Source organism: Bifidobacterium scaligerum (assembly GCF_002802865.1).
GTDB lineage: Bacteria > Actinomycetota > Actinomycetes > Actinomycetales > Bifidobacteriaceae > Bifidobacterium > Bifidobacterium scaligerum.
In genome coordinates this window covers 339,222-365,485 of sequence record NZ_PGLQ01000002.1, presented here as the reverse complement: position 1 = coordinate 365,485, position 26,264 = coordinate 339,222, and the positions used below count along the sequence as shown (strand labels likewise).

Below are 26,264 nucleotides of genomic sequence, written 5' to 3'. Positions count from 1 at the left end.
ATTTGCATCGGTGGCGATGCATGCCCGTTACCGCGGTCACCACACGCGGCCCGCAACGTCGGTATATCGTTCATAAAACGGATGGGCTCGGGCCATAGGAACATTGGCTTCGAGAAGCTTTCTTGTCAGAGGGGTTCGTTGTTCCACCTCGGCATAGTTGACACGAATGATTGTGGTCACACCGGCTTGCTTCAAAAAATCTTCGCGACGACGTTCGTCATGCACGACTTGCCTGATGCCGCGTTTGTTCGTCATGGAAGGGTTGACATACTTGTCTGTCCCGTCGAATTCCAAGACAATGACCCTTCCGTCGTGAGTGTGCCATACGAAATCGACTCGTAAGGTGCCTTGCGGGGATTGTGGGGCGATGAAGACGTGCTGCAGTTCGGGGACGGCGAATCCCTCGTCGATGATGGTCCCGTAACAAAAGGATTCGCCGCCGTTTTCATTCAACGGGTTCGTATAGTAGAGCAGCCGTTGCACCGGCCCGCAATCACGCTGCATTGTGTCGCAGATTTCCAGTATCTGTTCTCGCGTTACGATGCCTCGTCGTAACGCGGAGTCGAACATGGCGATTGTTTGCGTGAATGGGTAGTGCAGTCCGCAATCGACCAGTGTCCGTGCCGGAGACGTGACGGATACCCTATCGATGATTACGGCATTGGCTGGAAGTGAGGGTGCTGTGGTTGCGGGTCCCGTGGTGGTGTTCGGGAGGAGCACGGTGCGCAGACGTCCGCTGCTCTGATATCGGACAACGCTGCAGATGGGTGGATTCTTTGCGAATACGCGTTGAACATTGCCATGTACGCGAGCGGAATTGCCGTTTGACGCAGCAATGAATATGGTCTGGCGCTGATGCAGATTCCAGTGGTATTCCAGATTGAATATGGCGGCGGCGCTGATGTCCGCGAACACCCTTTGCGGATATTGCTGAGATAGTGTTCGTATGATATGCCGGTGCTTCTCCGGCGGAGGAATCGCATCCCAGTAGGTGCGGCGGGCATAGATGTTTCTATGCGGGCGTACCAGGATGCCGTTGCGCAGTCGGGTATATATGGCTTGACGCTCCGCCTCGGTGGACGGGTAGAAACAGCGACGGTGGCGTTCCGCATCGTTGCAGAGTCGTTCTATGGCGTGGTGTGTGTTCATATGGCCATGATGGGCATGGTGAGCGCTTGGGGCAAGCCAATCCGGGGTATGTGGATAACTGTTGTTTTCGCGGCGTGTCGCGTTGCGAATGTGGATAACTCGCCGGTCCGATATGTCTCGAAACGTGCGATTGACTGCGTGACGGTGCTGTGTGACGGTGCCGTGTGCCGGGCCGAGTGATTATGTTGCGGCGATCTTTTCCTTTGTATGTTCGCGTGATTAACGAGTAGTGCGCGAACATGCGAAGGAATTTGGGACCGAAATCCTTTGTATGTTCGCGTGGGTCTCGTTAATCGCGCGAACACACGAAGGAGTGGCAGGGATGGCGGATGGGGCTGCATGGATGGGTGAGGGGACGGACATTGGTGCGGGAGGTCGAAGGAGCGGCAGAGGGGGAGGAGAAGCGGCAGACGCAGCGGGGGACGGGAGGGAAGAAAAAGCATAGTGCGGGATGCGGGAACGCTGGGATGCGCTGCTGTATACCGGTTGTGGCATAATTGCCAAGGCAATTTTTGGGCATTGCCCCAGTGAGTCGAATTTGAAAATAGGTGAATACCGTGGCACAGACTACTAACGACATCAAGAACGGATCCGTCCTGAACCTGGACGGCCAGCTGTGGACCGTCCTGAAGTTCCAGCACGTCAAGCCGGGCAAGGGCCCCGCCTTCGTGCGCACCACCATCAAGAACGTGCTCTCCGGCAAGATCGTGGACAAGACCTTCAACGCCGGCATGAAGATGGAGTTCGAGACCGTTGACAACCGTACCCTCCAGTACTCCTACGAGGACGGCGACAACTTCGTGTTCATGGACATGACCACCTACGACCAGATCATGGTTCCGAAGACCCTCGTGGGCGACAAGGCCAAGTTCCTGCTTGAAGGCACTGACTGCCTCGTTTCCTTCCACGACGGCACCCCGCTGAACGTCGAGCTGCCGGGCTCCGTGGTCCTGACCATCACCCACACCGAGCCGGGCCTGCAGGGCAACCGCTCCAACGCTGGCACCAAGCCGGCCACCGTTGAGACCGGCGCCGAGATCCAGGTGCCGCTGTTCATCAACGAGGGCGATCGCGTCAAGATCAACACCACCGACGGCTCCTACACCGGCCGCGAGAACTGATCCTTCCCGTATCACCCGTAAAACTGGAGGACTAGAAGCATGGCACGTTCCACCGCGCGCAAGAGGGCATTGAACACCCTGTACGAGGCCGATGAAAAGAGCCAGGACATCCTGTCCCTGTTGGATGAGCGCATCGCACACCCCGGTGCCCAGACCCCGCTTCCCGAATACGCCATCGAAATCGTGCGTGGCGTGGCCGATCATCTGCGCACCATCGACCGGACTTTGGATGAACATTCCACTGGCTGGAAGGTGCGTCGCATGGGTGTGGTCGATCGCAATATTCTGCGTATCGCCACATGGGAGATTCTGTTCAACGGCGAGGTGCCTGACAGGGTGGCCATCGATGAGGCTCTGGCATTGGCCAAAACCTTGTGCGATGACGATTCGCCCGCTTTCATCCACGGTCTGCTGTCTGCGGTATGTGCCGATAAGGATTCCGTTGTTACCGAGGATTCGGCGCAGCATGATCAGAATAATGATGCCGCCGATCAGTCCGGTAATGACCCTGCCGCTCAGTCCGATCCGTCTGCTGACAATCAGCCGACGGTAGACTAGTTTTTCTTTTTCAAGCCTCCCCATACGGGAGGCTTTTTTATGAGCGGATATGACCGCTCCCCATCGCTTCCCATCGGCTGTAACGCCGGTGGCCCGGTCGGCGGGCCGAAGCTTACGCGCCGCGGCGTGTGAGTCTGCGCTGGCCGTTAACCTTGGTACGAATACCCGACGAAACATAAGGGGGTTTTGGTGAGCCAGAACGAGTCCGGAACCATCGCAATTCCGACGTATGACCAGGACGATGCAGTCCTCGTTTTGGAAGACGGACAGGTATATGTGGGAGAGCCGTATGGTGCTCTCGGCGAGACGACCGGTGAGATCGTGTTCGCCACCGGTATGACCGGATATCAGGAGACGCTCACCGATCCCAGCTACGATCGTCAGATCGTGGTGCAGACCTTCCCTCATATAGGCGATACCGGTGTCAACAGCGAAGACCCGGAATCCTCCCGTATCTGGGTTGCCGGATACATCGTGCGCGATCCCTCTCCGAATGTGAGCAACTGGCGCGCCGAAGGCAGCCTGGACGACGACCTCAAGAAGAATGACATCGTTGGTCTGAGCCATATCGACACCCGCAAGCTGGTGCGTCACCTTCGTTCCGCCGGCGTGATGCGCGCCGGCATCTTCTCCGGCGAGGCGCTGCTCGATCCGGTCTCCGGTAAGCTGCGCGATGTTGATGCTCTGCTCGAAGCGGTTAAGGCCACCCCGCAGATGCAGGGCCTGAGCCTGTATGACGAGGTCTCCACCAAGGAGACGTACACCATCGAACCGTGCGGTGAGTACGAAGGCAAGGAGCCTCTGTACACCGTGGCCGCCGTGGATCTGGGCATCAAGGGCATGACCCCGCACCGCATGGCCGAGCGCGGCTGCCGCGTGCACGTGGTGCCCTCCACCACCACGTTCGAGCAGATCGAAGCCCTGAATCCGGACGGCGTGTTCTTCTCCAATGGCCCGGGCGATCCGGAGCAGGCCGGTCCGGAAATCGAACTGCTGAGGAAGGTCTTGGATGCCGGCTATCCGTTCTTCGGCATCTGCTTCGGCAACCAGCTGCTTGGCCGCGCACTCGGCTTTGGCACCTACAAGCTCAAGTTCGGCCATCGCGGCATCAACCAGCCGGTCAAGGACGTGACCACCGGCAAGGTGGAGGTCACCGCCCACAACCACGGCTTCGCAGTGGACGCCCCGATCGGCAAGACGGTGGATGCTCCGTTCGAGGACGGCAAGTACGGCAAGGTGTTCGTCTCCCACATCGATCTGAACGACGACGTGGTTGAGGGTCTGCAGTGCGTGGACATCCCCGCCTTCTCCGTGCAGTACCACCCGGAAGCCGCGGCAGGCCCGCACGATGCGGCCTACCTGTTCGACCGTTTCTGCGAACTTATGAAGAACAATCCGCGCGATGCTCGCGCCAACAGCAACATCAAGGAAGGTAAGTGATATGCCGAAGCGCACCGACATCAAATCCGTGATGGTCATCGGCTCCGGCCCGATCGTGATCGGTCAGGCTGCGGAGTTCGATTACTCGGGCACCCAGGCATGCCGCGTCCTTCGTGAGGAAGGCATCCGCGTCATCCTCGTCAACTCGAACCCGGCCACCATCATGACCGATCCCGAGATGGCCGACGCCACCTACATCGAACCGATCGCCACCCCGATCCTCGAACAGATCATCGCCAAGGAGCGTCCGGACGCGCTGCTGCCGACGCTTGGCGGTCAGACGGCGCTGAATGCCGCCATGGCGCTTGGCGAGGCCGGCGTACTCAAGAAGTACAATGTCGAGCTCATCGGCGCCTCTCTGGAGGCCATCGACCGTGGCGAGGACCGCGAGCTGTTCAAGAAGGTCGTGGACGAGGCAGGTGCCGAATCCGCACGCTCCCGCATCGCTCACACGCTTGAGGAATGCGACCGCATCGCCGAGGAACTCGGCTATCCGCTGGTGGTCCGCCCGAGCTTCACCATGGGTGGTCTTGGCTCCGGCATCGCGCACGACGAGGAGGAGCTGCATCGCATCGCCGGTGCCGGCATCCACTATTCGCCCACCGATGAGGTGCTGATCGAAGAGGGCATCGAAGGCTGGAAGGAATTCGAGCTGGAGCTCATGCGCGACCGCAACGACAACGTGGTGGTCGTCTGCCCGATCGAGAACGTGGACCCGGTGGGCGTTCACACCGGTGACTCCATCACCGTCGCCCCCTGCTTCACGCTGACCGACCGCGAATACCAGAAGCTGCGTGACATCGGCATCGCCATCATCCGCGGCGTGGGCGTGGATACCGGCGGCTGCAACATCCAGTTCGCCATCCATCCGCAGACCGGCCGAATCATCGTCATCGAGATGAACCCGCGTGTTTCCCGTTCCTCCGCTCTGGCGTCCAAGGCCACCGGCTTCCCGATCGCCAAGATCGCCACCAAGCTGGCCCTCGGTTACACGCTGGACGAGATTCGCAACGACATCACCCAGTCCACCCCGGCCTCCTTCGAGCCGACCATCGACTACGTGGTCACCAAGGTGCCGCGCTTCGCGTTCGAGAAGTTCCCGGGTGCCGACCCGACGCTGACCACCTCGATGAAGTCCGTGGGCGAGGCCATGGCCCTGGCCGGTAACTTCCAGGAGTCTCTGGGCAAGGCCATGCGCTCCATCGACAAGCGCCACATGGGCTTCAACTGGGATGGCGACAAGCCTACGCCTGAGGAGGTGGCCGAACTGGTCGCCGCCGCCAAGGTGCCGACCGAACACCGCTACCTGCAGCTGATGCGCGCCATCTGGGGCGGTGCCACCATCGAAGAGCTGTACGCGGCCACCAAGATCGACCCGTGGTTCTTGAAGCAGATCATGCTCATCAACGATATGGCCATGACCGTTCGCGGAGCCGAGCATCTGACCCCGAAGCTGCTGAAGAAGGCCAAGCTTGCAGGCCTGTCCGACGTGCAGATCGCACATCTGCGTGGCCTCGGCGACGAAGGTGAGAACATTATCCGCGAGCTGCGCTGGAACTACGGCATTCGCCCGGTCTACAAGACCGTGGATACCTGCGCCGCCGAGTTCGACGCGGTCACGCCGTACTACTACTCCTGCTACGCCGATGAGACCGAGCTGCGTAAGCGTGAGCGTGAGGCAGTGATCATCCTCGGCTCCGGCCCGAACCGCATCGGTCAGGGCATCGAGTTCGACTACACCTGCGTGCACGCGGTGCAGGAGCTCGGCAAGGACTACGACACGATCATGGTCAACTGCAACCCGGAGACCGTGTCCACCGATTACGACATGTCCGACCGTCTCTACTTCGAACCGCTCACCTTCGAGGATGTGCTGGAGATCTATGAGGCCGAGAAGAAGATGGGACCGGTCAAGGGCGTTATCGTGCAGCTCGGCGGCCAGACCCCGCTCTCGCTCGCCGCGCGTCTGAAGGCCGCTGGTGTGCCGATTCTCGGCACCACGCCGGAATCCATCGATCTGGCCGAGAACCGTGAGCTGTTCGGCGAAGTGCTGAAGAAGGCGGAGATGAACGCTCCGCGCTACGGCACCGCCCTGAGCCTCGAAGAAGCCATGGAAGCCGCCCACCGCATCGGCTATCCGGTGCTGGTCCGTCCGAGCTACGTGCTCGGAGGCCGCGGCATGGAGATCGTGTACGACGATAAGCAGCTGACCAAGTACGTGGATCGTGCGCTGGCCGAAGCCAAGGCCGATACCGTGGTTTCCGGTCGTCTGCCCTCCCCGCTGCTCATCGACAAGTTCCTGCAGGACGCCATCGAAATCGATGTCGATGCGCTGTTCGACGGTGAGGAACTGTACATCGGTGGCATTATGGAGCACGTCGAGGAGGCCGGTGTGCACTCTGGCGACGCCGCCTGCACTCTGCCGCCGTCCACCCTGTCCGACGATCAGATTCGTCGCTTGAGGGAAGGCACCTACGCCATCGCCAAGGGTTGCCATGTGCAGGGCCTGATCAACGTCCAGTACGCCTTCATGGCCAACACGCTGTACGTGATCGAGGCCAACCCACGTGCCTCCCGCACCGTGCCGTTCGCATCCAAGGCCACCGGCGTGGCCCTGGCCAAGGCCGCAGCCCGTATCATGGCCGGCGAGACCATCGCCGACCAGCGCAAGAACGGTCTGCTGCTGCCCAAGGGCGACGGCGGCGTGATGCACCCCGGCCAGCAGGTGGCCATCAAGGAATCCGTGCTGCCGTTCAAGCGCTTCCGCACTCCGGTGGGCAAGACCGTGGACATCCTGCTGGGACCTGAGATGCGCTCCACCGGCGAGGTCATGGGCTTTGACCGCGACTTCCCGCACGCCTTCGCCAAGAGCCAGCTCGCCGCCTATGACGGCGGTCTGCCGACCCATGGCAACGTGTTCATCTCCGTGAACGATACCGACAAGCGTCAGCTGCCGCTGATCGCCGTGCGTCTCGAAGAGCTCGGATTCAAGATCTGGGCCACCGAGGGCACCGCATCCGTGCTGCGCCGCTACGGCATCGATTCAAGCATCGTGGACAAGATCAGCACCCGTGTGGATTCCGATCCGGAAGCTCCGGTCGAGGTTCACCACGCTGCGGGCTCTGTGGGCAAGAACGTGGTTCAGCTCATCGAGGACGGCAAGATCGATATGATTCTCAACACGCCGAACTCGCGTGGCTCCCGCTCGGATGGCTACTCCATCCGCGCAGCCGCCATTGCGGCCGATCTGCCCCAGTTCACCACCATCACCGAGTTCCAGGCCGCACTGCTGGCTATCGAGGCCGTGAAGCATAATGATTATCAGATCATGAGCATTCAGGATCATTCGAAGCAGCTGTTCGAGTTGGAGAGGCGAGAGTTCTGATGAGTACACCCAGTGGTGAGGAATTGAAGGCTCAGCGGTCCGATTTCGGTTTGAGGCTGAGCCAGTCGATGGCAAAATACGGGCCTTTGTGCGTGGGCATCGATCCTCACCGCAAACTCCTCACCGACTGGGGGTATAACGTCGACGCCGAAGGTGCCGAGCTCTTCTCCATGCGTATGCTGCAGGCGGCCAATGGCAGGGCCGCCGCAGTGAAATTCCAGACGACGATGTTCGAGCGCTACGGGTCGAAAGGCTTTGAAGCGCTCGAACGAGTGCTGTACGCCGCTCGTCAGATGGGCGTCATCACTATCGTGGACTGTCTGCACGGTGGCTTGTCCACCACGATTTCCGCCATCGCGGATGCCTATTTCAAGCCGGGCGCGCCGTTGCTGGCCGATGCGATCACGTTGCTGCCATACTACGGCGCCCGTTCGCTCAATGGCCTTATTACCGAGGCGCTGGAGAATGGCCGTGGCGTGTTCATCGCGTCACTGACCTCCAACCCTGAAGGCATGAGCTTGCAGACAGCGTTGCGTCAGGGTGGTGAATATAAGGGTCATACCGTGGCATACGGCATCGCCTCCACCGCGCAGAAGCATAATGTCGGCATCGAAGGCATGGGTTCGGTCGGTCTGATCATCGGAGCGACCATCGGCCAGTGGATGCAGGATTCCGGTGTGGACCCCTCCAAGTTCACCGGTCCCATTCTGTCCCCGGGCTATGGCTGGCAAGGCGCTGAGGCCAAGGATCTCAAAACCGTGTTCCGTGGCACCAAGGGCAACGTGCTGGTCACGGTGTCCCGTTTCATCGCTTCGCATGGCCCGGATATCGCGGCATTGAGCCAGGCTACCGAGTCGATTGCTTGGGATGTACGTCAGGCATTGATGGAAGCCACAAATGAAGGCGTCGAAGACTAACAACGATAACGATTGATGGCCACGGCAGTATCGTGCGATATTGCCGTGGCCTGTTTTTCGCCGGCCACAAATCGCCGACAATGTGAAAGGAAGCCATGACTGAGCACACTCACGCTGGTCGTCTTATCGTTCTGTCCGGTCCCACTGCCGTGGGCAAGGGTACGGTGGAAGCCAAACTGCGCGCCGATCACCCTGAAGTATGGGTGTCCGTGTCCGCCACCACCCGTGCGGCCCGTCCTGGCGAAGTGAACGGTGTGAACTACTGGTTCCTGAGCGAAGAGGAATTCCTGCGCAAAGAAGCGGCGGGGGAGTTCCTGGAAACCGCGGTGGTACATGGCATGGCGCATTACGGTACGCCGTTGAAGCCGGTGGAGGAACACTTGGCCGCCGGAATCCCCACCATTCTGGAAATCGATCTGCAGGGGGCCCGTCGCGTACGCCAGCGGGCCAGCGAACTCGATTTGGAAGTGGTGTATGTGTTCATCGCCCCGCCGAGCTTTGAAGAACTCAAGCGCCGCCTGACCGGGCGTGGCACCGAAACCCCCGAACAGCAAGCTCGCCGTCTGGAAACCGCCAAGGTGGAGCTCGCCGCTGAATCCGAGTTCGATGTGACGATCGTCAACGATACTGTCGAACGTGCCGCCGACGAACTGTGGTCTGTTATCGCCGAGGAATACGGTCTGCAATCGTGACCATCGCGTACGGGCGGCAGTAACGCGTCCGATGATGCGATGAATACGATGAAGGCGGGAGCCGGACTCAAACTACTGCAATAGTGCAGTGTGAGTCCGACTCCCGCCTTCACGGTATGTACAGCGCATTGTCACGGTAACGCACGGTCTGCAGAGTCGCATGGGGCACGGTACAGATCGCCGTGCTGTCTCCGCGTCGCTGCTGTACTACCGCACACAAGCCGCGGTGGACAGGCGGGCGCCGCGAGCCCAGTCGGCGGCGCGCATGGCTTTTTTACCGGGTGCCTTGACTTGGGTGAGCTCCAATGCCGTAGTACCGGTGCCCACCCAGACGTTCTTCTTGCCTGTTTTGATTGCACCGGGGAGCAGACTTTCAGGCGTCTGAGGATTGGTCACATCCGCCGGCTGTGCGGAAAGTACATGCAACACCGGCGGCTTGGCGTCGGTATCAGTGTCAGAGCCGCCATCGGCGGTACCGATGCCATCGGCATACAGTGCGGTCCACGCGCCGGGATGAGGTGCACAGGCGCGAATCTGACGATCGATCGCCTCAACGGAATCCGTCCAATCGATACGGGCGTCTTCCACGGTGATCTTATGGGCGTATTCCAAGCCCTCCGCTGGCTGCGGTGTCAGCGTAGCCGTGCCATCTCCCACAGACGCCAAAGCCTCCACGTACATTGGCGCGCCTTCACGAGCCAAACGCTCCAACAACTCGCCGGAGGTTTCCCGACCGTTGAGATCAATGGTCATTGAAGCCACGATTGGGCCATCGTCCAAACCTTCGCCCACCTTGAACACGTCGGCACCGGTTGTGGCATCGCCGGCCCAGATGGCTCGTTGGGCCGGGGCGGCACCACGCCACTTGGGCAAGTTGGAGAAATGCAGGTTGTACCAGCCCATCGGCACTGCATCCAGCACGGTTTTCGGCAGAATGTTGCCATAGGCGATCACTGCGGCGATATCCGCGTGCAGTGCGTGCAGCGCCTCTAGAAACTCGGGGGAGCGGGGTTTGAGATCGATAACCGGCACTCCGAGCTCCAATGCCGCCGCTTTGACCGGGCTGGCGGTGAGTTTACGACCGCGACCGGTAGGTGCATCAGGGCGGGTGATGACACTGACCACATCGAAACGCGGATCCGCGGCGAACGCCTGCAACGATGGCACGGCCACGTCGGGCGTGCCGGCGAATACGAGTCTGAGCATGAATCTCCTTTACAGATACTTTACGGATATGAGAGCGTTCCGCGCGGTGACGGAACGCCGCGAATATGCCATGAATACATGGGATTGAGATGGACAGTGATACTGCGACAGTGACGTTGTCTGCGAGGCGTACGCCGCAAACAGTGTCACCGTTGCAGTCATTGCTTGGTCACTGCATGATCACTGCACGGCGGGAATATCCACCCCGTTGGCGATAAGCAGCTCGCGCAGCTTGACCGGATCCCGGAAGCGTACGCCGCGAATGCCGGCGGCGTTGGATCCCACAATGTTCATGGCCTTGTCGTCGATGAACAATGCGCCGTCCGCCTTGATGCCGAACTGGTGAAGAGCCGCCTCATAGATCTCCTTGTGCGGCTTGCGCAATTTGACGAAGCCTGAAACCAGTTTGCCGTCGAGTTGCTGGATAATGTCGCACTGCTCTTCGGCGACATGGAACAGGCTGGCCTCCCAGTTGCTCAGTCCCCAAACGCCGACGCCGGCGGCCTTGAGATCGTTGACCAGTACGCGGGCTCCGGGCACGATACCGGTCAGTGAATCACGGAAGTTGTCGATATAGTAGGCGAGGATGTCGGCCCACTTGTCTCCCTTGTCCCGGCGCATGATCGCAATGGCTTCTTCCGGTGCCATGCCGGCGTCCATCAGGTCGTTGACATCATAGAAGCCGGAGATGTCGTTGTCCAGAAACTCATCGATGGTGGTTTTGCTGTATCGGGGTACGAGTACCGCTGCGGGATCCCAATAAATGAGCACATTGCCAAAATCGAAAATCACGTCGGTGATCGGCTTGCCGGCGTTGACGGCCGCTTCGCCATCCGCCACCAGCACGTCATAATCCATATCCGGTTCTCCGGGCCAGCCTTTCATAACAGCCTCCTTGAATAACACCCGCCGATAATCATGCGAGTCCATCGTTTCATGCATCGACGACGATTGGCCCGAACAGAACGGTTTGGCACTACGCCGTGCTAGGATGTGCAACCGAAGTCAAGGCAGTGATCCGTTATCAGCGGGGAGCCTTCGGAAGAACGGTGGCGTGAGCGCAGCATCATATCAACAGCTGCAACAAGCCGCCCAGTAGAACCGACGGGATCGGCCCGAAACAGCCGAACGCAAGCGGTTGCGCGCAGACAGCCGGCTCGGAAATCACTGCTGTGGGTTTCGAATCGGTCGAATGCGTTGCGGCAAGCGAGGTGGTACCGCGGTGTGGGCGGAAAACAGACGTCCTCATCGTCCTCGTAGCGGGAACGACGAATGCAGTCGTTCCGGTAAGGAAACGTGAACGGTTTTCCGGCTGCGAGGTATCGGCCGCCATTTTGCGACGGCTCATACTGCTTGCGAACGGATTACCCGAAACGAATCTCCCGGAATGGAACTGTTGCGTCGCTGCCGCAGGACCAGCGAATGCAAACAATACAGGAGATTTACGGTGAGCGAAAACGTATATCCCAAGGCGAACGAGGGCGGCGAAACCGCGAACGTGGCGCCGAACCCCAGCTTCCCCAACATGGAGCAGACCGTTCTGGACTACTGGGACAAGGATGACACCTTCCAGAAGTCCGTGGAGCGCAACCCTTCCGGTGATCACTCCCAGAACGAGTTCGTGTTCTTCGATGGCCCGCCGTTCGCCAATGGCCTGCCGCACTACGGCCATCTGCTGACCGGCTACGCCAAGGATGTGATTCCGCGCTACCAGACCATGAAGGGCCGCAAGGTCAATCGCGTGTTCGGTTGGGATACCCACGGTCTGCCGGCCGAGCTTGAGGCTCAGAAGGAACTCGGCATCGACTCGGTCGACCAGATCGAGAAGATGGGCATCGACAAGTTCAACGACGCCTGCCGCGCATCCGTGTTGAAGTACACCCGTGAATGGCAGGACTACGTGCACCGTCAGGCCCGTTGGGTGGACTTCGAGCACGGCTACAAGACCCTGAACATCCCGTACATGGAATCCGTGATGTGGGCCTTCAAGCAGCTGTACGACAAGGGCCTGGCCTATCAGGGTTACCGCGTGCTGCCGTACTGCCCGAAGGATCGCACGCCGCTGTCCGCCCATGAGCTTCGCATGGACGCCGACGTCTACCAGGATCGTCAGGACACCACCGTTTCCGTGGCCGTCAAGCTGCGCGATGAAGACGCCTACGCCGTCTTCTGGACCACCACCCCGTGGACCGTGCCCACGAACTTCGCCATCGTGGTCGGCGCCGACATCGATTACGTGGAAGTCCAGCCCACCGAAGGCAAGTTCGCCGGCAAGAAGTTCTACCTCGGCAAGGACCTGCTGGCCCATTACACCAAGGAACTCGGCGAGAACTATGAGGTCGTGCGCGAGCTCAAGGGCTCCGAGCTGGCCGGCCGCCGCTACTGGCCCGTCTTCCCGTACTTCGCGGGCGAGAAGGCCGAGACCGAGGGCAATGTGCCCGGCCCGAACGGCTACACCATCTTCACCGCCGACTACGTGGACACCGTCGAAGGTACCGGCCTGGTCCATCAGGCCCCCTACGGCGAAGACGATATGAACACGCTCAACGCCAAGGGCATCAAGAGCACGGACGTGCTCGACGCCGGCTGCCGCTTCACCTCCCAGTGCCCGGAATACGAAGGCATGTTCGTATTCGACGCCAACCTGCCGATCCTCAGGAACCTGCGTGCCGGCGACGGCCCGCTCGCCCAGATCGACGAGGACAAGCGCGCCATCCTCTTCCAGGAGAAGAGCTACGTGCACTCCTACCCGCACTGCTGGCGTTGCGCCACCCCGCTGATCTACAAGCCGGTGAGCTCTTGGTTCGTGTCCGTGACCAAGATCAAGCCGCGCCTGCTGGAACTCAACCAGCAGATCAACTGGATTCCGGAGAACGTGAAGGATGGCCAGTTCGGCAAGTGGCTGGCCAACGCCCGCGACTGGTCCATCTCCCGCAACCGCTTCTGGGGCTCTCCGATTCCGGTGTGGGTCTCCGACGATCCGAAATACCCGCGTGTGGACGTCTACGGTTCGCTCGAAGAGCTGAAGAACGACTTCGGCGACTACCCGCGCGACAAGGACGGCAACATCAACATGCACCGTCCGTGGATCGACAACCTGACCCGCCCGAACCCGGATGATCCGACCGGCAAGTCCACGATGCGCCGCATTCCGGATGTGCTCGACTGCTGGTTTGAGTCTGGCTCCATGTCCTTCGCGCAGTTCCATTATCCGTTTGAGAACAAGGAGAAGTTCGAACAGCACTTCCCGGCCGACTACATCGTCGAATACATCGGCCAGACCCGCGGCTGGTTCTACCTGCTGCACGTCATGGCCACTGCCCTGTTCGACCGTCCGGCCTTTAAGAACGTGATCTGCCACGGCATCGTGCTCGGCTCCGACGGCCAGAAGATGTCCAAGCACCTGCGCAACTACCCGGATGTGAACGGTGTGTTCGACCAGTACGGCTCTGACGCCATGCGCTGGTTCCTCATGTCTTCGCCGATTCTGCGCGGCGGCAACCTGATCGTCACCGCCGAAGGCATCCGTGACACGGTTCGTCAGGTCATGCTGCCGGTGTGGAGCTCCTATTACTTCTTCACGCTGTACGCCAACGCGGCCAACGGCGGCAAGGGATTCGATGCTCGTCAGCTCACCGCCGACGAGGTCGCGAACCTGCCGGAGATGGACCGCTACCTGCTGGCCCGCACCCGCCGACTGGTGGAGAAAGTGGAGAAGTCCCTCGACGAGTTCGCCATTTCCGACGCCTGCGATGCTGCCTCCGACTTCATCGACGTGCTGACCAACTGGTACATTCGCAACACCCGTGACCGCTTCTGGAACGAGGACGCCAACGCCTTCAACACCCTGTACACCGTGCTTGAGGTGTTCATGCGCGTGCTGGCCCCGCTCGCCCCGATGGAAGCCGAGTCTGTGTGGCGAGGACTGACGGGCGGCGAATCCGTGCATCTTGCCGACTGGCCGTATGTCACGGACGAGAAGACCGGTGAGACCACCGAACTGGGCCGTGTGCTGGTCGATGATCCGAAGCTGGTCAATGCCATGGAGAAGGTGCGTGAGGTCGTCTCCGGCACCCTGTCCCTGCGCAAGGCCTCCCAGATTCGCGTGCGCCAGCCGCTGTCCAAGCTCACCGTGGTGGTCGAGGACGTGGACGACGTCAAGGCGTACGTCGAGGTGTTGAAGTCCGAGCTCAACGTGAAGGATATCGAGTTCTGCACGATGGAGGACGCCGGCTCTCAGGGTCTGAAGATCGTGCACCAGTTGAAGGTCAACGCTCGTGCCGCAGGTCCGCGTCTTGGCAAGCAGGTGCAGTTCGCCATCAAGGCTTCCAAGACCGGTGCGTGGCATGTGGATGCCTCCGGCGCTCCGGTGGTGGAAACCCCGAACGGCGAAGTCGCACTGGAAGCTGGCGAGTACGAGCTCATCAACCGTGTGGAAGAGGAGAACGCTGCTGAAGCCGCGGCTTCCGTCTCCGCCGCACTGCCGACCGGTGGCTTCGTGATTCTCGACACCGCCCTGACCGACGATCTGGTGGCTGAAGGCTACGCCCGTGACGCCATTCGCGCTGTGCAGGACGCCCGTAAGGACGCCGGTCTGGAGATTTCCGACCGCATCGCCTTGACACTCACCGTGCCGGCCGCCGATGTGGCCAAGGCCGAGCAGTTCAAGGACCTCATCGCCCACGAAACGCTCGCCACCTCCCTCGACATCAAGGCCGGCGACGAGCTTGCCGTCGAGGTGCAGAAGGCCTGAATAATATAGCCTCGCGCTACGTAGGAAGCCTAGCTCCCATATCCGTATGGGCGGCTAGGCTTCCTGCGTTTATCCGTCATTAACATGCTGTGCCACGCCCGGAACCTTCCCGCTGTACATCGCCCCGTTACTATTAACGAGGTAAATCAATGGCCATCCGACCATGATGACAGCACGGGAAAGGCACTCCTATGGCTCAGAAACTGATTCTCGATCTTGACACCGGTGTGGATGACGCCCTCGCCATCTCCTACGCGCTCGGCAGCCCGGAAGTCGAACTCATCGGTATCACCGGCACGTACGGCAACGTGCTGCTCGATCAGGGTGTGCGCAACGCTCTGGCCATCACCGATCTGCTGGGGCACCCGGAAGTCAAGGTCTACAAGGGCATCCCGCACTCCAGCACCACCGATTCCTTTGAAGTGCTCGATATCTCGGCTCTCATCCACGGCAAGAACGGCATTGGTGACGTGGAGATCCCCGACTCCAATCGGGAACCGGAAACCGAATCCGCAGTGGACTTCATCATCGACGCGGTGAAAACCTACGGCAAGGATCTGACCTACGTGCCCACCGGCCCGATGACGAACATTGCCGCAGCCTTGAAGAAGGCTCCGGAAATCAAGGACGAGATCGGCAAGATCGTGCTGATGGGCGGTGCCCTGACCGTCTGCGGCAACGTGAACGGTTGGGAAGAAGCCAACATCTCCCAGGATCCCGAAGCCGCCGATTACCTGTTCCGCTCTGGCGCCCCCGCCACGATGGTCGGCCTCGACGTTACGCTGCAGACCCTGCTGACGTACAAGGAAACCCAGATCTGGCGTGACCTGAACACCAAGGCCGGCAAGTTCCTCGCCGATATGACCGACTATTACATCAAGGCCTACGAAACCACATCCCCGCATCTGGGCGGCTGCGGACTGCATGACCCGCTCGCCGTGGGCGTGGCCGTGGACCCGACGCTGATCACCGCGCTGCCCATCAACATGAAGGTGGATGTCGAAGGCCCGACCCGCGGACGCACCATCGGCGACAACACGCGCATGAACGACCCGGTTAAAACCATGAAGGCCGCCATCGATGTCGATGTACCGCGCTTCCTCAACGAATTCATGACCCGCATCACCGCGCTCGCCAAGAACGCGTAAGAGAGCCGGTCTGACTCAGTCTTCCCCAAAAGAGAGAAAGCAATAAAGGAAAACAAATAATGACACAAACCACTTCAACCACGGTTGCCGATCCTTGGACCGATCCGGAAACCAGCAACAAGATGGCCATCAAGGCCCTGATTCTGCTGCTGATCACCTTCATCCTCGGCACCCTGTGTCTGCAGGGCTTCAATCTGGTGTTCAGCCAGGTGGGTGAAGACGTCGGCGCTCCGGCCCAGGCTTCGCTGATCACCGCGTTCCCCTCGCTGGTGCTCGGCATCGTCTGCTTCATCTACGGTTCCCTCGGTGATTTCGTCTCCCTGAAGCGTCTGGTCGTCGCCGGTTTGGTGACCCTGCTGGTCGGTTCCGTGTTCGGTTTCGTGGCGAACTTCTTCTTCACCGCGAACATCTGGACCGTCATCATCGCCCGCGTTCTGCAGACCGCCGGCGAGCAGGTGGCAGGCTCCGTGTTCCTGGTCATTGCCACCAAGTATTTGAAGCCGTCGCTTAAGGTCGTATTCTTCGGCCTGTACACCGCCGCCTACCAGCTGTCCGCCTCCATCGGCGTGTTCGCGGCCGGCATCCTGAGCTCGATCGCATGGCAGTATCTGTTCCTCATCCCCGTGGTGACCATCTTCTTCCTGCCGACGTTGCTGAAGAACCTGCCGGGCCGTCAGGGCGGTAACGAGCATGTTGACTGGATCGGCTTCACCATCTTCGGTCTGGCCAGCGCCTTCCTCACCTTGTTCTTCTCCTACATGGCTTGGTGGATGCTGGCCGTGGCCGTGGCCCTGTTCGCCATCTTCGCCGTGTACATCCACAAGGCCGCCAACCCGTTCATCACTCCGGAGTTCTTCAAGAACACCCGTTGGCTTGCTGCCATCAGCCTGATTCTGGTGTTCTACTTCACCAACTACTGCATCTCCCCGCTGTTCAACGCCATCGGCACGTCCGTCTACGGCATGACCACCGCACAGGTGTCCACCTACATCGTGTGGGCATTCGTATGCGCGGCCGTGGTCGGTACCTCCTCCGGCTGGATCATCGGCAAGATCGGCCGTCAGCCGGCACTGATCACCGCGGCATGCCTGATGATCGCCGGTTTCGTGGCCGCCGCTCTTGCCGTCAACGCCGGCTTCCTAGCGCTGACGCTCACCGCATGCCTGTTCTACTGCGGTGTCGGTCTGTTGTACTCTCCGGTGGTCTCCACCGTGATCGATACGTTGCCGCAGGAGGAGTCCGGCCGCGGCGTGGGCATGAATGATCTGGTGATGAACGTCACCGCATCCATCGGCATCACCGTCATCGGCGGTCTGATGGGCTCGCAGTCGCTGGCCGGCTCCAGCATCACCGGTGCCACCGGTGCGGCCGCCGGCTACGCCAACCTGCTGCTGATCGGCGGTGGCGTGATGCTGCTTGGCCTGATCGTGTTCCTGCTCTTCCGCAAGAAGATCTACAGCCAGAACTGATACTCGATACAGTTCGGTTTGCTCGTCAAGGCTCGCTACTCCACCGGTTTTCCAGTTGGCTGCGAGCCTTCTTGTTTATTGCCAACATGCCAACGTACCAAAGGAGATTGCCGATGACGATATCGCTGGCTATCGAAGGATCGGGATTCACGTCGAAAACCCGTGATGAAGTTCGATATTTCGAACATGCGCTGTTTGTGATTGATGAGCACGGTGTGATTCAATCCGTGCTTGAGCCCGGTGATGAATGCTATCAGAGCGAAAAGGCCCAAGCGCAGGCGAATGGAACGTATCAGTCCATCGCAGACGGGTCCTACCTGCTGCCTGGTTTCATCGACCTTCATGTCCATGCGCCGCAGTGGGCGCAGGACGGCACCGGTCTGGATGAACCGTTGGAGGTTTGGCTCGGCAAATACACCTTCCCTACGGAATCCAAGTTCGCCGATGAGTCCTTCGCTCACACGGTGTATGAGGATTTGGTGACTCGCATGCTCTCCACCGGCACCACCACGGCATCCTATTACGCAACCGTGCATCGCAATGGTTCGTTGGTGTTGGCTCAGGGGGCTGAGCGGCTCGGTCAACGTGCCTTGGTGGGCAAAGTGGTGATGGACGATCCGGAGGCGAATCCGGAGTATTACCGTGATGCCTCCGCTCAGGCTGCCATCGAGGAGACCGAACGATTCATCAACGAAGTCGCCAAACTGAACGAACACAGCGTTCAGGGCGTCTACCCGGTCATCACTCCGCGATTCATTCCGAGCTGCACCGACGAGGCGTTGCGTGGACTGGGTGAACTGGCCGAACGATACAAGACCTACGCCTACATTCAAACCCATTGCAGCGAAAGCGACTGGGAGCATGGCTACGCCTACGAGCGTTACGGCAGAAGCGACACGCATATGCTGCGCGAGTTCGGACTGTTCACCGACCGTAGCATTCTGGCGCACAGCGTATATCCCAGCGAAGAGGATATGCGTGTGTTCGCTGAAACCGGTGCGATCGCCGTGCACTGCCCGCTGTCCAATGCGTTCTTCGCCGGTGCGGTGGCACCGATTCGGCGCTACTTGGCGGCAGGCATGCATGTGGCGTTGGGCAGCGATATCTCCGGCGGCTATAACCCGGACCTGTATGGTGCGATTCGTCAGGCGATGATTTCCTCACGCATGTTGGAAACCGGCGTGAACCGTGATTTGGCGGCGCAGGAGCGTGGTGTGGAAGGCAGTGCCCTGACACTGAGCAACGCGTTCTATCTGGCCACCGCCGGCGGCGGAGAATCGCTGGGGCTGCCGATCGGACGATTGGAAGCCGGATATGCTTGGGACGCCCAAGTGGTTGATACACGGCATCCGGGTGCTCGGCTGCCTATCTTTGAGCCGAACGAGCCGGCTTCGGACATCTTCCAGAAGATCATGAATCTGGCTGTGCCGGAGAATGTTCGCACTGTCTGGGTGCAGGGGCGCAAAGTAGTCAATAAGGAGAACGGCGCTCGCTGAGAGATGCTCGCCTAGCATAAGCAATAGGGCTTCCTGCCATACGAAGCAGGAAGCCCTTTATTGTTGGTGCCGGCTGAAATTACTCTGCGGCAATCGCAGCCTTGAGTTCCTCGACCTTATTGGTACGCTCCCACGGGAACTGAACATCGGTACGGCCGAAGTGACCATAAGCGGCGGTCTTCAGGTAGATCGGGCGCTTGAGGTCGAGCTCGTCGATGATGGCTGCAGGGCGGAGATCAAACACCTTGCGCACCGCGGCGGCGATCTGGCCGCGAGTCACGCCGTCGCGCTCGGTGCCGAACGTCTCCACATTGATGGATACCGGATCGGCCACGCCGATGGCATAGGCCACCTGCACTTCGGCCTTGCGCGCCAAACCGGCGGCCACGATGTTCTTGGCGACCCAGCGGGTGGCGTAGGCGGCGGAACGGTCCACCTTGGAGGGATCCTTACCGGAGAATGCGCCGCCGCCGTGATGTGCGGCACCGCCGTAGGTATCCACGATGATTTTGCGGCCGGTCAGACCGGCGTCGGCAGCGGGGCCGCCAAGGATAAACGAACCGGTGGGGTTGACCAGCTGACGGTAGCCCTCATAAGGCACCTTGTCACCAAGCACTTCCTTGAGTACCGGGTCGATCACATGCTCCTTGAGCTGAGCCTCAAGCCATGCGTGAGTCGCCTCGGGGTCATGCTGGGTGGAGATCAGCACAGTATCCAAACGTACGGGATTGTCGTGCTCGTCGTACTCGATGGTCACCTGGGTTTTGCCATCCGGGCGCAGGTGAGGCACTTCGCCGGACTTGCGTACTTCGGTCAGACGGAAGGCGAGGCGATGGGTCAAATAAATCGGCAACGGCATCAGTGAGGGCGTCTCGGCGGTGGCATAGCCGAACATCACACCCTGATCGCCGGCGCCTTGCGCCTCATAGCGTTGTTCGCGGCTGGCAGCGGATTCTTCTTCGGCATTCAGGCGGCTTACGCCCTGATTGATTTCGGCGCTCTGCTCGGTGATCGCCACGATAACGCCGCAGGAGTCGGCATCCAAGCCGACTTCAGAGGAAGTGTAGCCAATATTGCGCAAGGTCTCACGGACTTTGGACTGCACGTCGCAGTAGCCTTCGGACGTGACCTCGCCAAAGACCAGGAATACGCCGGTAGCGGCTGAGGTCTCCACAGCCACATGGCTGGTGGGGTCTTGGGCCAGCAGGTCGTCAAGAATGGCATCGGAAATCTGGTCGCAGACCTTGTCCGGGTGGCCTTCGGTAACGGATTCGGCTGAGATAAGCCGCTTTTCTTCTGTCATATCATCCCTTTCGTGTCAGGACTTATCGCCCCGCGCCGAATCGGGCACGAAGCACAATGATACGTATTGGTTATGGTGTGTGATTGTTCAGTTATCGCGATATTCAATTATGAAAACTGTTGCATGCCCGGTGTGAGCGGGGCGGCGGGTCAAGCGGATACGAGAGAAGGGCCCGTGCCAACCAGCGCGGTGGCGCGAGCCCTTCTCTTATTCACGTCTGCGATTCGTGTCTGTGGTTGGCCACAGTCGAAAGCGGCGGTAGATCCGTAGATCAGTTGCCCTCGTTGGCGTCGTCCTCGCCCAGAGTCTCCTCAAGCAGACCCTCGTCGATCTCGCGGAAGGCGATGGACAGCGGCTTCTCGTTGTTCTGGTACTCGACCAGCGGGCCGACGTTCTGCAGCAGGCCCTCGTTCAGCTGGGTGAAGTAGGAGTTGATCTGGCGGGCACGCTTGGCGGCGAAAATGGCCAGCGCGTACTTGGAGTCAGCGTGCTTCATCAGGTCGTCAATCGGCGGATTTGCAAGACCGGTGGGGTGCGGGTCAGTGCCGAACGCCTCGTTACCCTTAACCTCGGTTTCTTCTGCCATAAGTATGTGTCTCCAAACGTTGGAAAATCTATCTCAACCGAACAAAGTCTAGCCTTGCGCCGGGACTTCGCGGCAATCGCGGATCGAGGTTGTTCTTCTACCAGTTTGTGAGGCGAGAAGTGTCGTGAGATGGTGTGAAAAAGGTTACGTTTTTGAAAATTCCACTATTCGACTCTTGACAAAACGCGTGTCCCTCGCAAGGGCTTGAATAGAAGCATGACTGAAATGCGATCTGCAAAACTCATGTCCGGCCGCGTCTTCGCAGGCGCGCGAGCCCTCTACCGTGCCGCCGGCGTCAGCGGCGACGACATGGGCCGTAAGCCCATTATCGCCATCGCCAACTCCTTCGACGAGTTCCTGCCCGGTCACGTCCACCTGAACAAGGTCGGACGCATCGTCTCCGAAGCCATCAAGGAAGCGGGCGGCATTCCGCGCGAGTTCAACACGATGGCCGTGGACGACGGCATTGCCATGGGCCACACTGGCATGCTCTACTCCCTGCCTTCCCGCGATATCATCGCCGATACCGTGGAATACCAGTGCAACGCGCACTGCGCCGACGCCCTGATCTGCATCCCGAACTGCGACAAGGTGGTTCCGGGCATGCTCATGGCGGCCCTTCGCCTCAACATCCCGACCGTGTTCGTCTCCGGCGGTCCGATGGAAGCCGGCACCACCGTGCTGGCCGACGGCACCGTCAAGAAGAACACTGATCTGATCTCCGTGATGTACGCCTCCGCAGACGATAACGTTTCCGAGGAGGATCTGCTCAACTACGAGAAGACCGTGTGCCCGACCTGCGGTTCCTGCGCCGGCATGTTCACCGCCAACTCGATGAACTGCCTGACCGAGGCCATCGGTCTGGCCCTGCCGGGCAACGGCACGATTCTGGCCTCCCACTCCTACCGCAAGGATCTGTTCAAGCGCGCCGCCGAGCAGGTGGTCAAGATCGCCAACCAGTACTACCGCGACTCCGACGATTCCGTGTTGCCGCGCTCCATCGCCACCAAGGAAGCCTTCGAGAACGCCATGACCATGGATGTGGCCATGGGCGGCTCCACCAACACCGTGCTGCACATTCTGGCCATGGCCCAGTCCGCAGACGTGGACTTCACGCTGGATGATATCGAGCGCATCTCCCATACCGTGCCGTGCATCTGCAAGGCCTCGCCGTCCGGCAAGTGGGAGATCTCCGACGTGCACCGCGCTGGCGGCATCACCGGCATTCTGGGCGAGCTCGACCGCGCCGGCAAACTGCACCGTAACGTACACTCCATCGACTACCCGACCCTTGAGGCGAAGCTCAACGATTGGGACATCATGCGCGACACCTGCACCGAGGAAGCCAAGCAGATGTACAAGGCCGCTCCAGGCCACATCATCTCCCCGGAGCCGTGGACGCACACCACCTTGTTCGACACGCTCGATACCGATCGCCAGAACGGTGCCATCCACGACATCGATCATCCGGAGATCCACGAGGGCGGCCTCGCCGTGCTGCGTGGCAACCTGGCCCCTGACGGCTGCGTGGTGAAGACCGCCGGCGTGCCGCAGGAGATCTGGAAGTTCCGTGGACCGGCTCTGGTGGTCGAATCCCAGGAAGAAGCCATCAAGGTGATTCTGGATGACACCCTGAAGCCCGGCATGGCGTTGGTGATTCGTTATGAAGGCCCGAAGGGCGGCCCGGGCATGCAGGAAATGCTGTATCCGACTTCCTTCGTCAAGGGCAAGGGCATCGGCAAGCAGGTGGCTATGCTCACCGATGGCCGTTACTCCGGCGGTTCCTCCGGTCTGGCCATCGGCCACATCGCTCCTGAGGCAGCCAACAAGGGCCCGATCGCGCTCATCAAGAACGGCGACATCATCAACATCGATATCGAGAACCGTTCGGTGAACGTTGAGCTGACCGACGAGCAGCTGGCTGAGCGCCGCGCCGAGCTGGAAGCCGGAGACGGCTACGTGGCTCACCGCGACCGCAAGGTCTCCCAGGCCCTGAAGGCCTACGCCGCCTTCGCCCGCTCCGCCGACAAGGGTGCTACTAGGGATCCTGACCTGATCAACAAGCTTTCCGGTCTCGCCTGATAGCTTTAGCGCGTTGCAGTTCAGCTGCGTGACGTTCCATTGAAATAGCCTTTCGCCAAGTCGCGAAAGGCTATTTTGTTGTGGATACACTTGAGAAAGCTGATTACGCAGAGATTCGGGAGTGACTATGGCAACGACGCTGGAGCAGGTGACGCAGGAGTTTGTGAACCGGTGGTCTGGGCGTGGTGATGAGAAGCAGGAAACGCAGACGTTTTGGCTTGACCTGTTGGGCAATGTGCTTGGTCGCAAGAATGCGTTGGCGGAAACGAAATTCGAATACCGGACGGTGGGCAACGGGTTCATCGATGTGTTGTGCCCGGATGCTCGGCTGTTGGTGGAGCAGAAAAGCAGCAGCGTTGATTTGGATAAGTCGGAGATTCGTCAGGGTACGCCGGTGACTCCGGTGCAGCAGGCGCTCAGGTATGCGCAGGCGTTGCCGTTCTCGTTGAAGCCGTCCGTGCTGTGCACGTGTAATTTCAATCGTTTCCGGTTCTACGATTTGGAGACCGATCCGCTGGCATCAGGTGCTCCGGTGGATGAGTTCACGTTGGATCAGTTGCCTGAACATGTGGATATGTTGCGACGGATTTTCTCCCGTGACCATTCCCGTGTGGTGGTGCAGCAGAAGCTTTCCGAGCATGCGGGTGTGCTGGTGGCGAATCTGCATAACGCGTTGGCGGCTCAATATGTGAATCCTGACGATCCGGTGTCGCATCACAGCCTTGCTCTGCTCACTGTGCGTCTCGTGTTCGCGCTTTATGCGGAGGATGCGGGCTTGTTCCCGTCTGATGGTTTCAGCGATTACGTGAAATCCTATGATGCCGGGCATCTGCGTCGCGCCATCATCGATCTGTTCCGGGTGCTTGATACCACGGAATCCGAGCGCGACCCGTATCTGGAGGATGAGCTTAAGCACTTCCCGTATGTGAATGGTGGTTTGTTCCGTGGTTCGATTGAGATTCCGCCGTTCACCGATGAGATTCGTGACGCGTTGATTCATGCCGGCGAGCATTTCTCGTGGAAGAACATCAGTCCGGTGATTTTCGGCTCGCTGATGGAGGAGACGCTGAGCCATGACCAGCGGCGCAAGGGCGGCATGCATTACACCACGGTGAAGAACATTCACCGGCTTATCGATCCGCTGTTTTTGGATGATTTGAAGAATGAGCTTAACGGCATTCTGGATGATTCGACCATTGGCGAGCAAGCTCGGCTGAATCGTCTGACGAAGTATCAGGATAAGCTTGCCGGTCTGAAATTCCTTGACCCGGCTTGTGGATCCGGTAACTTCCTGACCGAAACGTTCCTCCAGTTGCGTGAGTTGGAGAACAAGGTGATTGCGGCGCGTTTGCATGGGCAGGGGTATGTGGATTTCGGTCAGGATTCCGATGCCGGTTCGCTGGTCAAGGTGCGTATCGATCAGTTCCACGGCATTGAAATCAACGACTTCGCCGTGTCCGTGGCGAAGACCGCGCTGTGGATCGCCGAACAGCAGGCGTTGGATGATACGGAGGATATCGCCGGTCAGACGTTGAATCATCTGCCACTGCATGATTCCGGCAACATCGTACAGGCGAACGCATTGCAATACGACTGGAACGAGCTGCTGCCGGGTGCCGAGTGCTCCTATGTGATGGGCAACCCGCCGTTTATCGGGCATATCTCACGTACCGGCCAGACCGCTGAGGATATGAAACTGGTGTGGGGCAAGGATTACGACGGGTACCTGGATTATGCGACTGGATGGCATCGCAAGGCATCACAGTATTTGACTCGATCGGATTCGGCGTTCGCATTTGTGTCCACGAACTCTGTTGTTCAGGGACAGCCTGTGGCATCCTTGTTCAAGCCACTGTTCGCAGACGGATGGCATATCGCGTTCGCTCATCGCACGTTCGCATGGGATGCGCAATCCACCGATGTTGCGCATGTTCATGTAGTGATTATTGGTATGCGCAAAGATACCGGCGAAAGACTTGCCCCCCCCCCTAAGGCTATTTGAATATATGGAAATAAATGGTGACCCCATTGAAATCAGGGCATCACATATCAATCCCTATCTGATTGACGGGCCGGACATATTTATTGTCAAGCGTAGTCAGAAGGCAGGGCCGATTTCTCCGATGCTTAATCTGGTCGATTCGGGGTCGATGCCGTTGGATGGCGGCAATCTCATCATTAATACTCGCGAGGAATATGACAAGGCAATGTCGGATTCCGTTGCAGCAAAGTATGTACGTCCATTCCGTATGGGTAAGGAGCTTATCAATAATATTGGGCGATGGTGCCTGTGGCTGAATGATGCTGAGCCGAATGAATTGAGAAATTCATCTTATTTACGCGAAAAAATAAAGGCTTGTCGTGAATATCGCGAAAATGCGCCGGTCAAGGGTGATGCTTACAAGCATAGGACCACACCTTGGCTGTTCCGAGATGATCATCAGCAGGACACCAATTATCTCGCGATTCCCAAAGTGTTCAGCGAAGACCGTGAATATATGACCTGCGATTGGTATACACCGGATATTATCGCTGGCGATATGGTCTATACCTGCATTGATCCCAAAGGATTGGCCTTTGCAATCATCGAATCCAGTATGTTCATGGTTTGGCAGAAGACCGTTGGTGGGCGACTTGAATCCCGATGTCGTTTTTCTAACACAGTCGTTTGGAATAATTTGCCGCTACCTGAACTTTCTGACGACATGCGTATCAAAGTCATCGAAGCGGGTAGGGGAGTGCTGGCGGCTCGTGCGAATCACCCCGGCCAATCATTGGCGGACCTGTACGATCCAGATTTCATGCCCGTCGACCTGCGCAAGGCCCACGAAGCATTGGACAAGGTGGTGGATGTGGCCTTTGGTGCCAAGAAACCCTGCCGCTCCAACGACGAGCGCCTCACCCTCCTCTTCGCCAACTACGCCGCCCTTACCAATCAATAATGCGGGTGACCTCTGTG

The 26,264-nt window shown here is 59.4% G+C and carries 16 protein-coding genes, 1 pseudogene and 1 riboswitch; of the genes and pseudogenes, 12 read left to right on the top strand and 5 right to left on the bottom strand.

What is annotated here, in order from left to right; all coding sequences use genetic code 11:
* Positions 1–36: 36 nt before the first annotated feature.
* On the bottom strand, positions 37–1,149 hold the full coding sequence (locus CUU80_RS04635) for a CTP synthase (protein WP_133119392.1): 1,113 nt from the start codon (positions 1,147–1,149) through the stop codon (positions 37–39).
* A gap of 557 nt (positions 1,150–1,706) precedes the next feature.
* Here CUU80_RS04635 and efp point away from each other — a divergent pair.
* From efp to gmk, 6 genes are all read left to right on the top strand, one after another.
* A complete protein-coding gene (gene efp / locus CUU80_RS04625; RefSeq protein WP_100496399.1) occupies positions 1,707–2,270 on the top strand; it encodes an elongation factor P in 564 nt (187 codons plus the stop codon).
* Between the two features lie 39 nt (positions 2,271–2,309).
* The gene (nusB, locus tag CUU80_RS04620) at positions 2,310–2,828 is read left to right on the top strand and encodes a transcription antitermination factor NusB (RefSeq protein ID WP_100496181.1); all 519 of its coding nucleotides are present in this window, start codon (positions 2,310–2,312) and stop codon (positions 2,826–2,828) included.
* Positions 2,829–3,017: 189 nt separating this feature from the next.
* Positions 3,018–4,268 carry a glutamine-hydrolyzing carbamoyl-phosphate synthase small subunit gene (carA, locus tag CUU80_RS04615; protein ID WP_100496180.1) on the top strand — a complete coding sequence of 417 codons (1,251 nt, stop codon included), beginning with the start codon at positions 3,018–3,020 and terminating at the stop codon, positions 4,266–4,268.
* A gap of 1 nt (position 4,269) precedes the next feature.
* Entirely contained in the window at positions 4,270–7,653 is a 3,384-nt protein-coding gene (gene carB / locus CUU80_RS04610; protein ID WP_100496179.1) for a carbamoyl-phosphate synthase large subunit, read from the top strand.
* Complete coding sequence (gene pyrF / locus CUU80_RS04605) at positions 7,653–8,570, top strand: orotidine-5'-phosphate decarboxylase (RefSeq protein ID WP_100496178.1); 918 nt, start codon at positions 7,653–7,655, stop codon at positions 8,568–8,570. Before carB ends, pyrF begins: the two co-directional genes overlap by 1 nt.
* A gap of 95 nt (positions 8,571–8,665) precedes the next feature.
* Positions 8,666–9,262, top strand: a complete 597-nt coding sequence (gene gmk / locus CUU80_RS04600) for a guanylate kinase (RefSeq protein WP_100496177.1) — start codon at positions 8,666–8,668, stop codon at positions 9,260–9,262.
* A 207-nt stretch (positions 9,263–9,469) separates the two neighbouring features.
* Here the strand turns inward: gmk and fmt are convergent, their stop codons facing one another.
* Positions 9,470–10,468: a methionyl-tRNA formyltransferase gene (fmt, locus tag CUU80_RS04595; RefSeq protein ID WP_100496176.1), complete on the bottom strand. Its 999-nt coding sequence runs from the start codon at positions 10,466–10,468 to the stop codon at positions 9,470–9,472.
* 180 nt (positions 10,469–10,648) lie between these two features.
* Positions 10,649–11,353: an HAD family hydrolase gene (locus CUU80_RS04590; protein ID WP_100496175.1), complete on the bottom strand. Its 705-nt coding sequence runs from the start codon at positions 11,351–11,353 to the stop codon at positions 10,649–10,651.
* A gap of 502 nt (positions 11,354–11,855) precedes the next feature.
* On the opposite strand from CUU80_RS04590, the gene ileS reads away from it, so the two are divergent.
* The 4 genes from ileS to guaD all read left to right on the top strand — a co-directional run bounded on the left by ileS (position 11,856) and on the right by guaD (position 19,334).
* A complete protein-coding gene (ileS, locus tag CUU80_RS04580) occupies positions 11,856–15,221 on the top strand; it encodes a mupirocin-resistant isoleucine--tRNA ligase (protein ID WP_439329967.1) in 3,366 nt (1,121 codons plus the stop codon).
* 191 nt (positions 15,222–15,412) lie between these two features.
* A complete protein-coding gene (locus CUU80_RS04575; protein WP_100496173.1) occupies positions 15,413–16,369 on the top strand; it encodes a nucleoside hydrolase in 957 nt (318 codons plus the stop codon).
* A 59-nt stretch (positions 16,370–16,428) separates the two neighbouring features.
* Positions 16,429–17,838 carry an MFS transporter gene (locus tag CUU80_RS04570; RefSeq protein WP_100496172.1) on the top strand — a complete coding sequence of 470 codons (1,410 nt, stop codon included), beginning with the start codon at positions 16,429–16,431 and terminating at the stop codon, positions 17,836–17,838.
* Between the two features lie 113 nt (positions 17,839–17,951).
* Positions 17,952–19,334, top strand: coding sequence for a guanine deaminase (gene guaD, locus CUU80_RS04565; RefSeq protein ID WP_100496171.1), 1,383 nt, complete (start codon positions 17,952–17,954; stop codon positions 19,332–19,334).
* 79 nt (positions 19,335–19,413) lie between these two features.
* On the opposite strand, the gene metK is transcribed toward guaD, so the two are convergent.
* Positions 19,414–20,637, bottom strand: coding sequence for a methionine adenosyltransferase (metK, locus tag CUU80_RS04560; protein ID WP_100496170.1), 1,224 nt, complete (start codon positions 20,635–20,637; stop codon positions 19,414–19,416).
* Positions 20,633–20,701, bottom strand: a riboswitch (SAM riboswitch). Its footprint overlaps the gene before it by 5 nt.
* 207 nt (positions 20,702–20,908) lie before the next feature.
* The gene (gene rpoZ, locus CUU80_RS04555; RefSeq protein WP_100496169.1) at positions 20,909–21,223 is read right to left on the bottom strand and encodes a DNA-directed RNA polymerase subunit omega; all 315 of its coding nucleotides are present in this window, start codon (positions 21,221–21,223) and stop codon (positions 20,909–20,911) included.
* 216 nt (positions 21,224–21,439) lie between these two features.
* Here rpoZ and ilvD point away from each other — a divergent pair, with 216 nt between their 5' ends.
* Both ilvD and CUU80_RS04545 read left to right on the top strand, forming a co-directional pair.
* Positions 21,440–23,305: a dihydroxy-acid dehydratase gene (gene ilvD, locus CUU80_RS04550; protein WP_100496168.1), complete on the top strand. Its 1,866-nt coding sequence runs from the start codon at positions 21,440–21,442 to the stop codon at positions 23,303–23,305.
* Between the two features lie 127 nt (positions 23,306–23,432).
* Positions 23,433–26,247: pseudogene (locus CUU80_RS04545) on the top strand (DNA methyltransferase).
* The last annotated feature ends 17 nt before the right edge of the window (positions 26,248–26,264 follow it).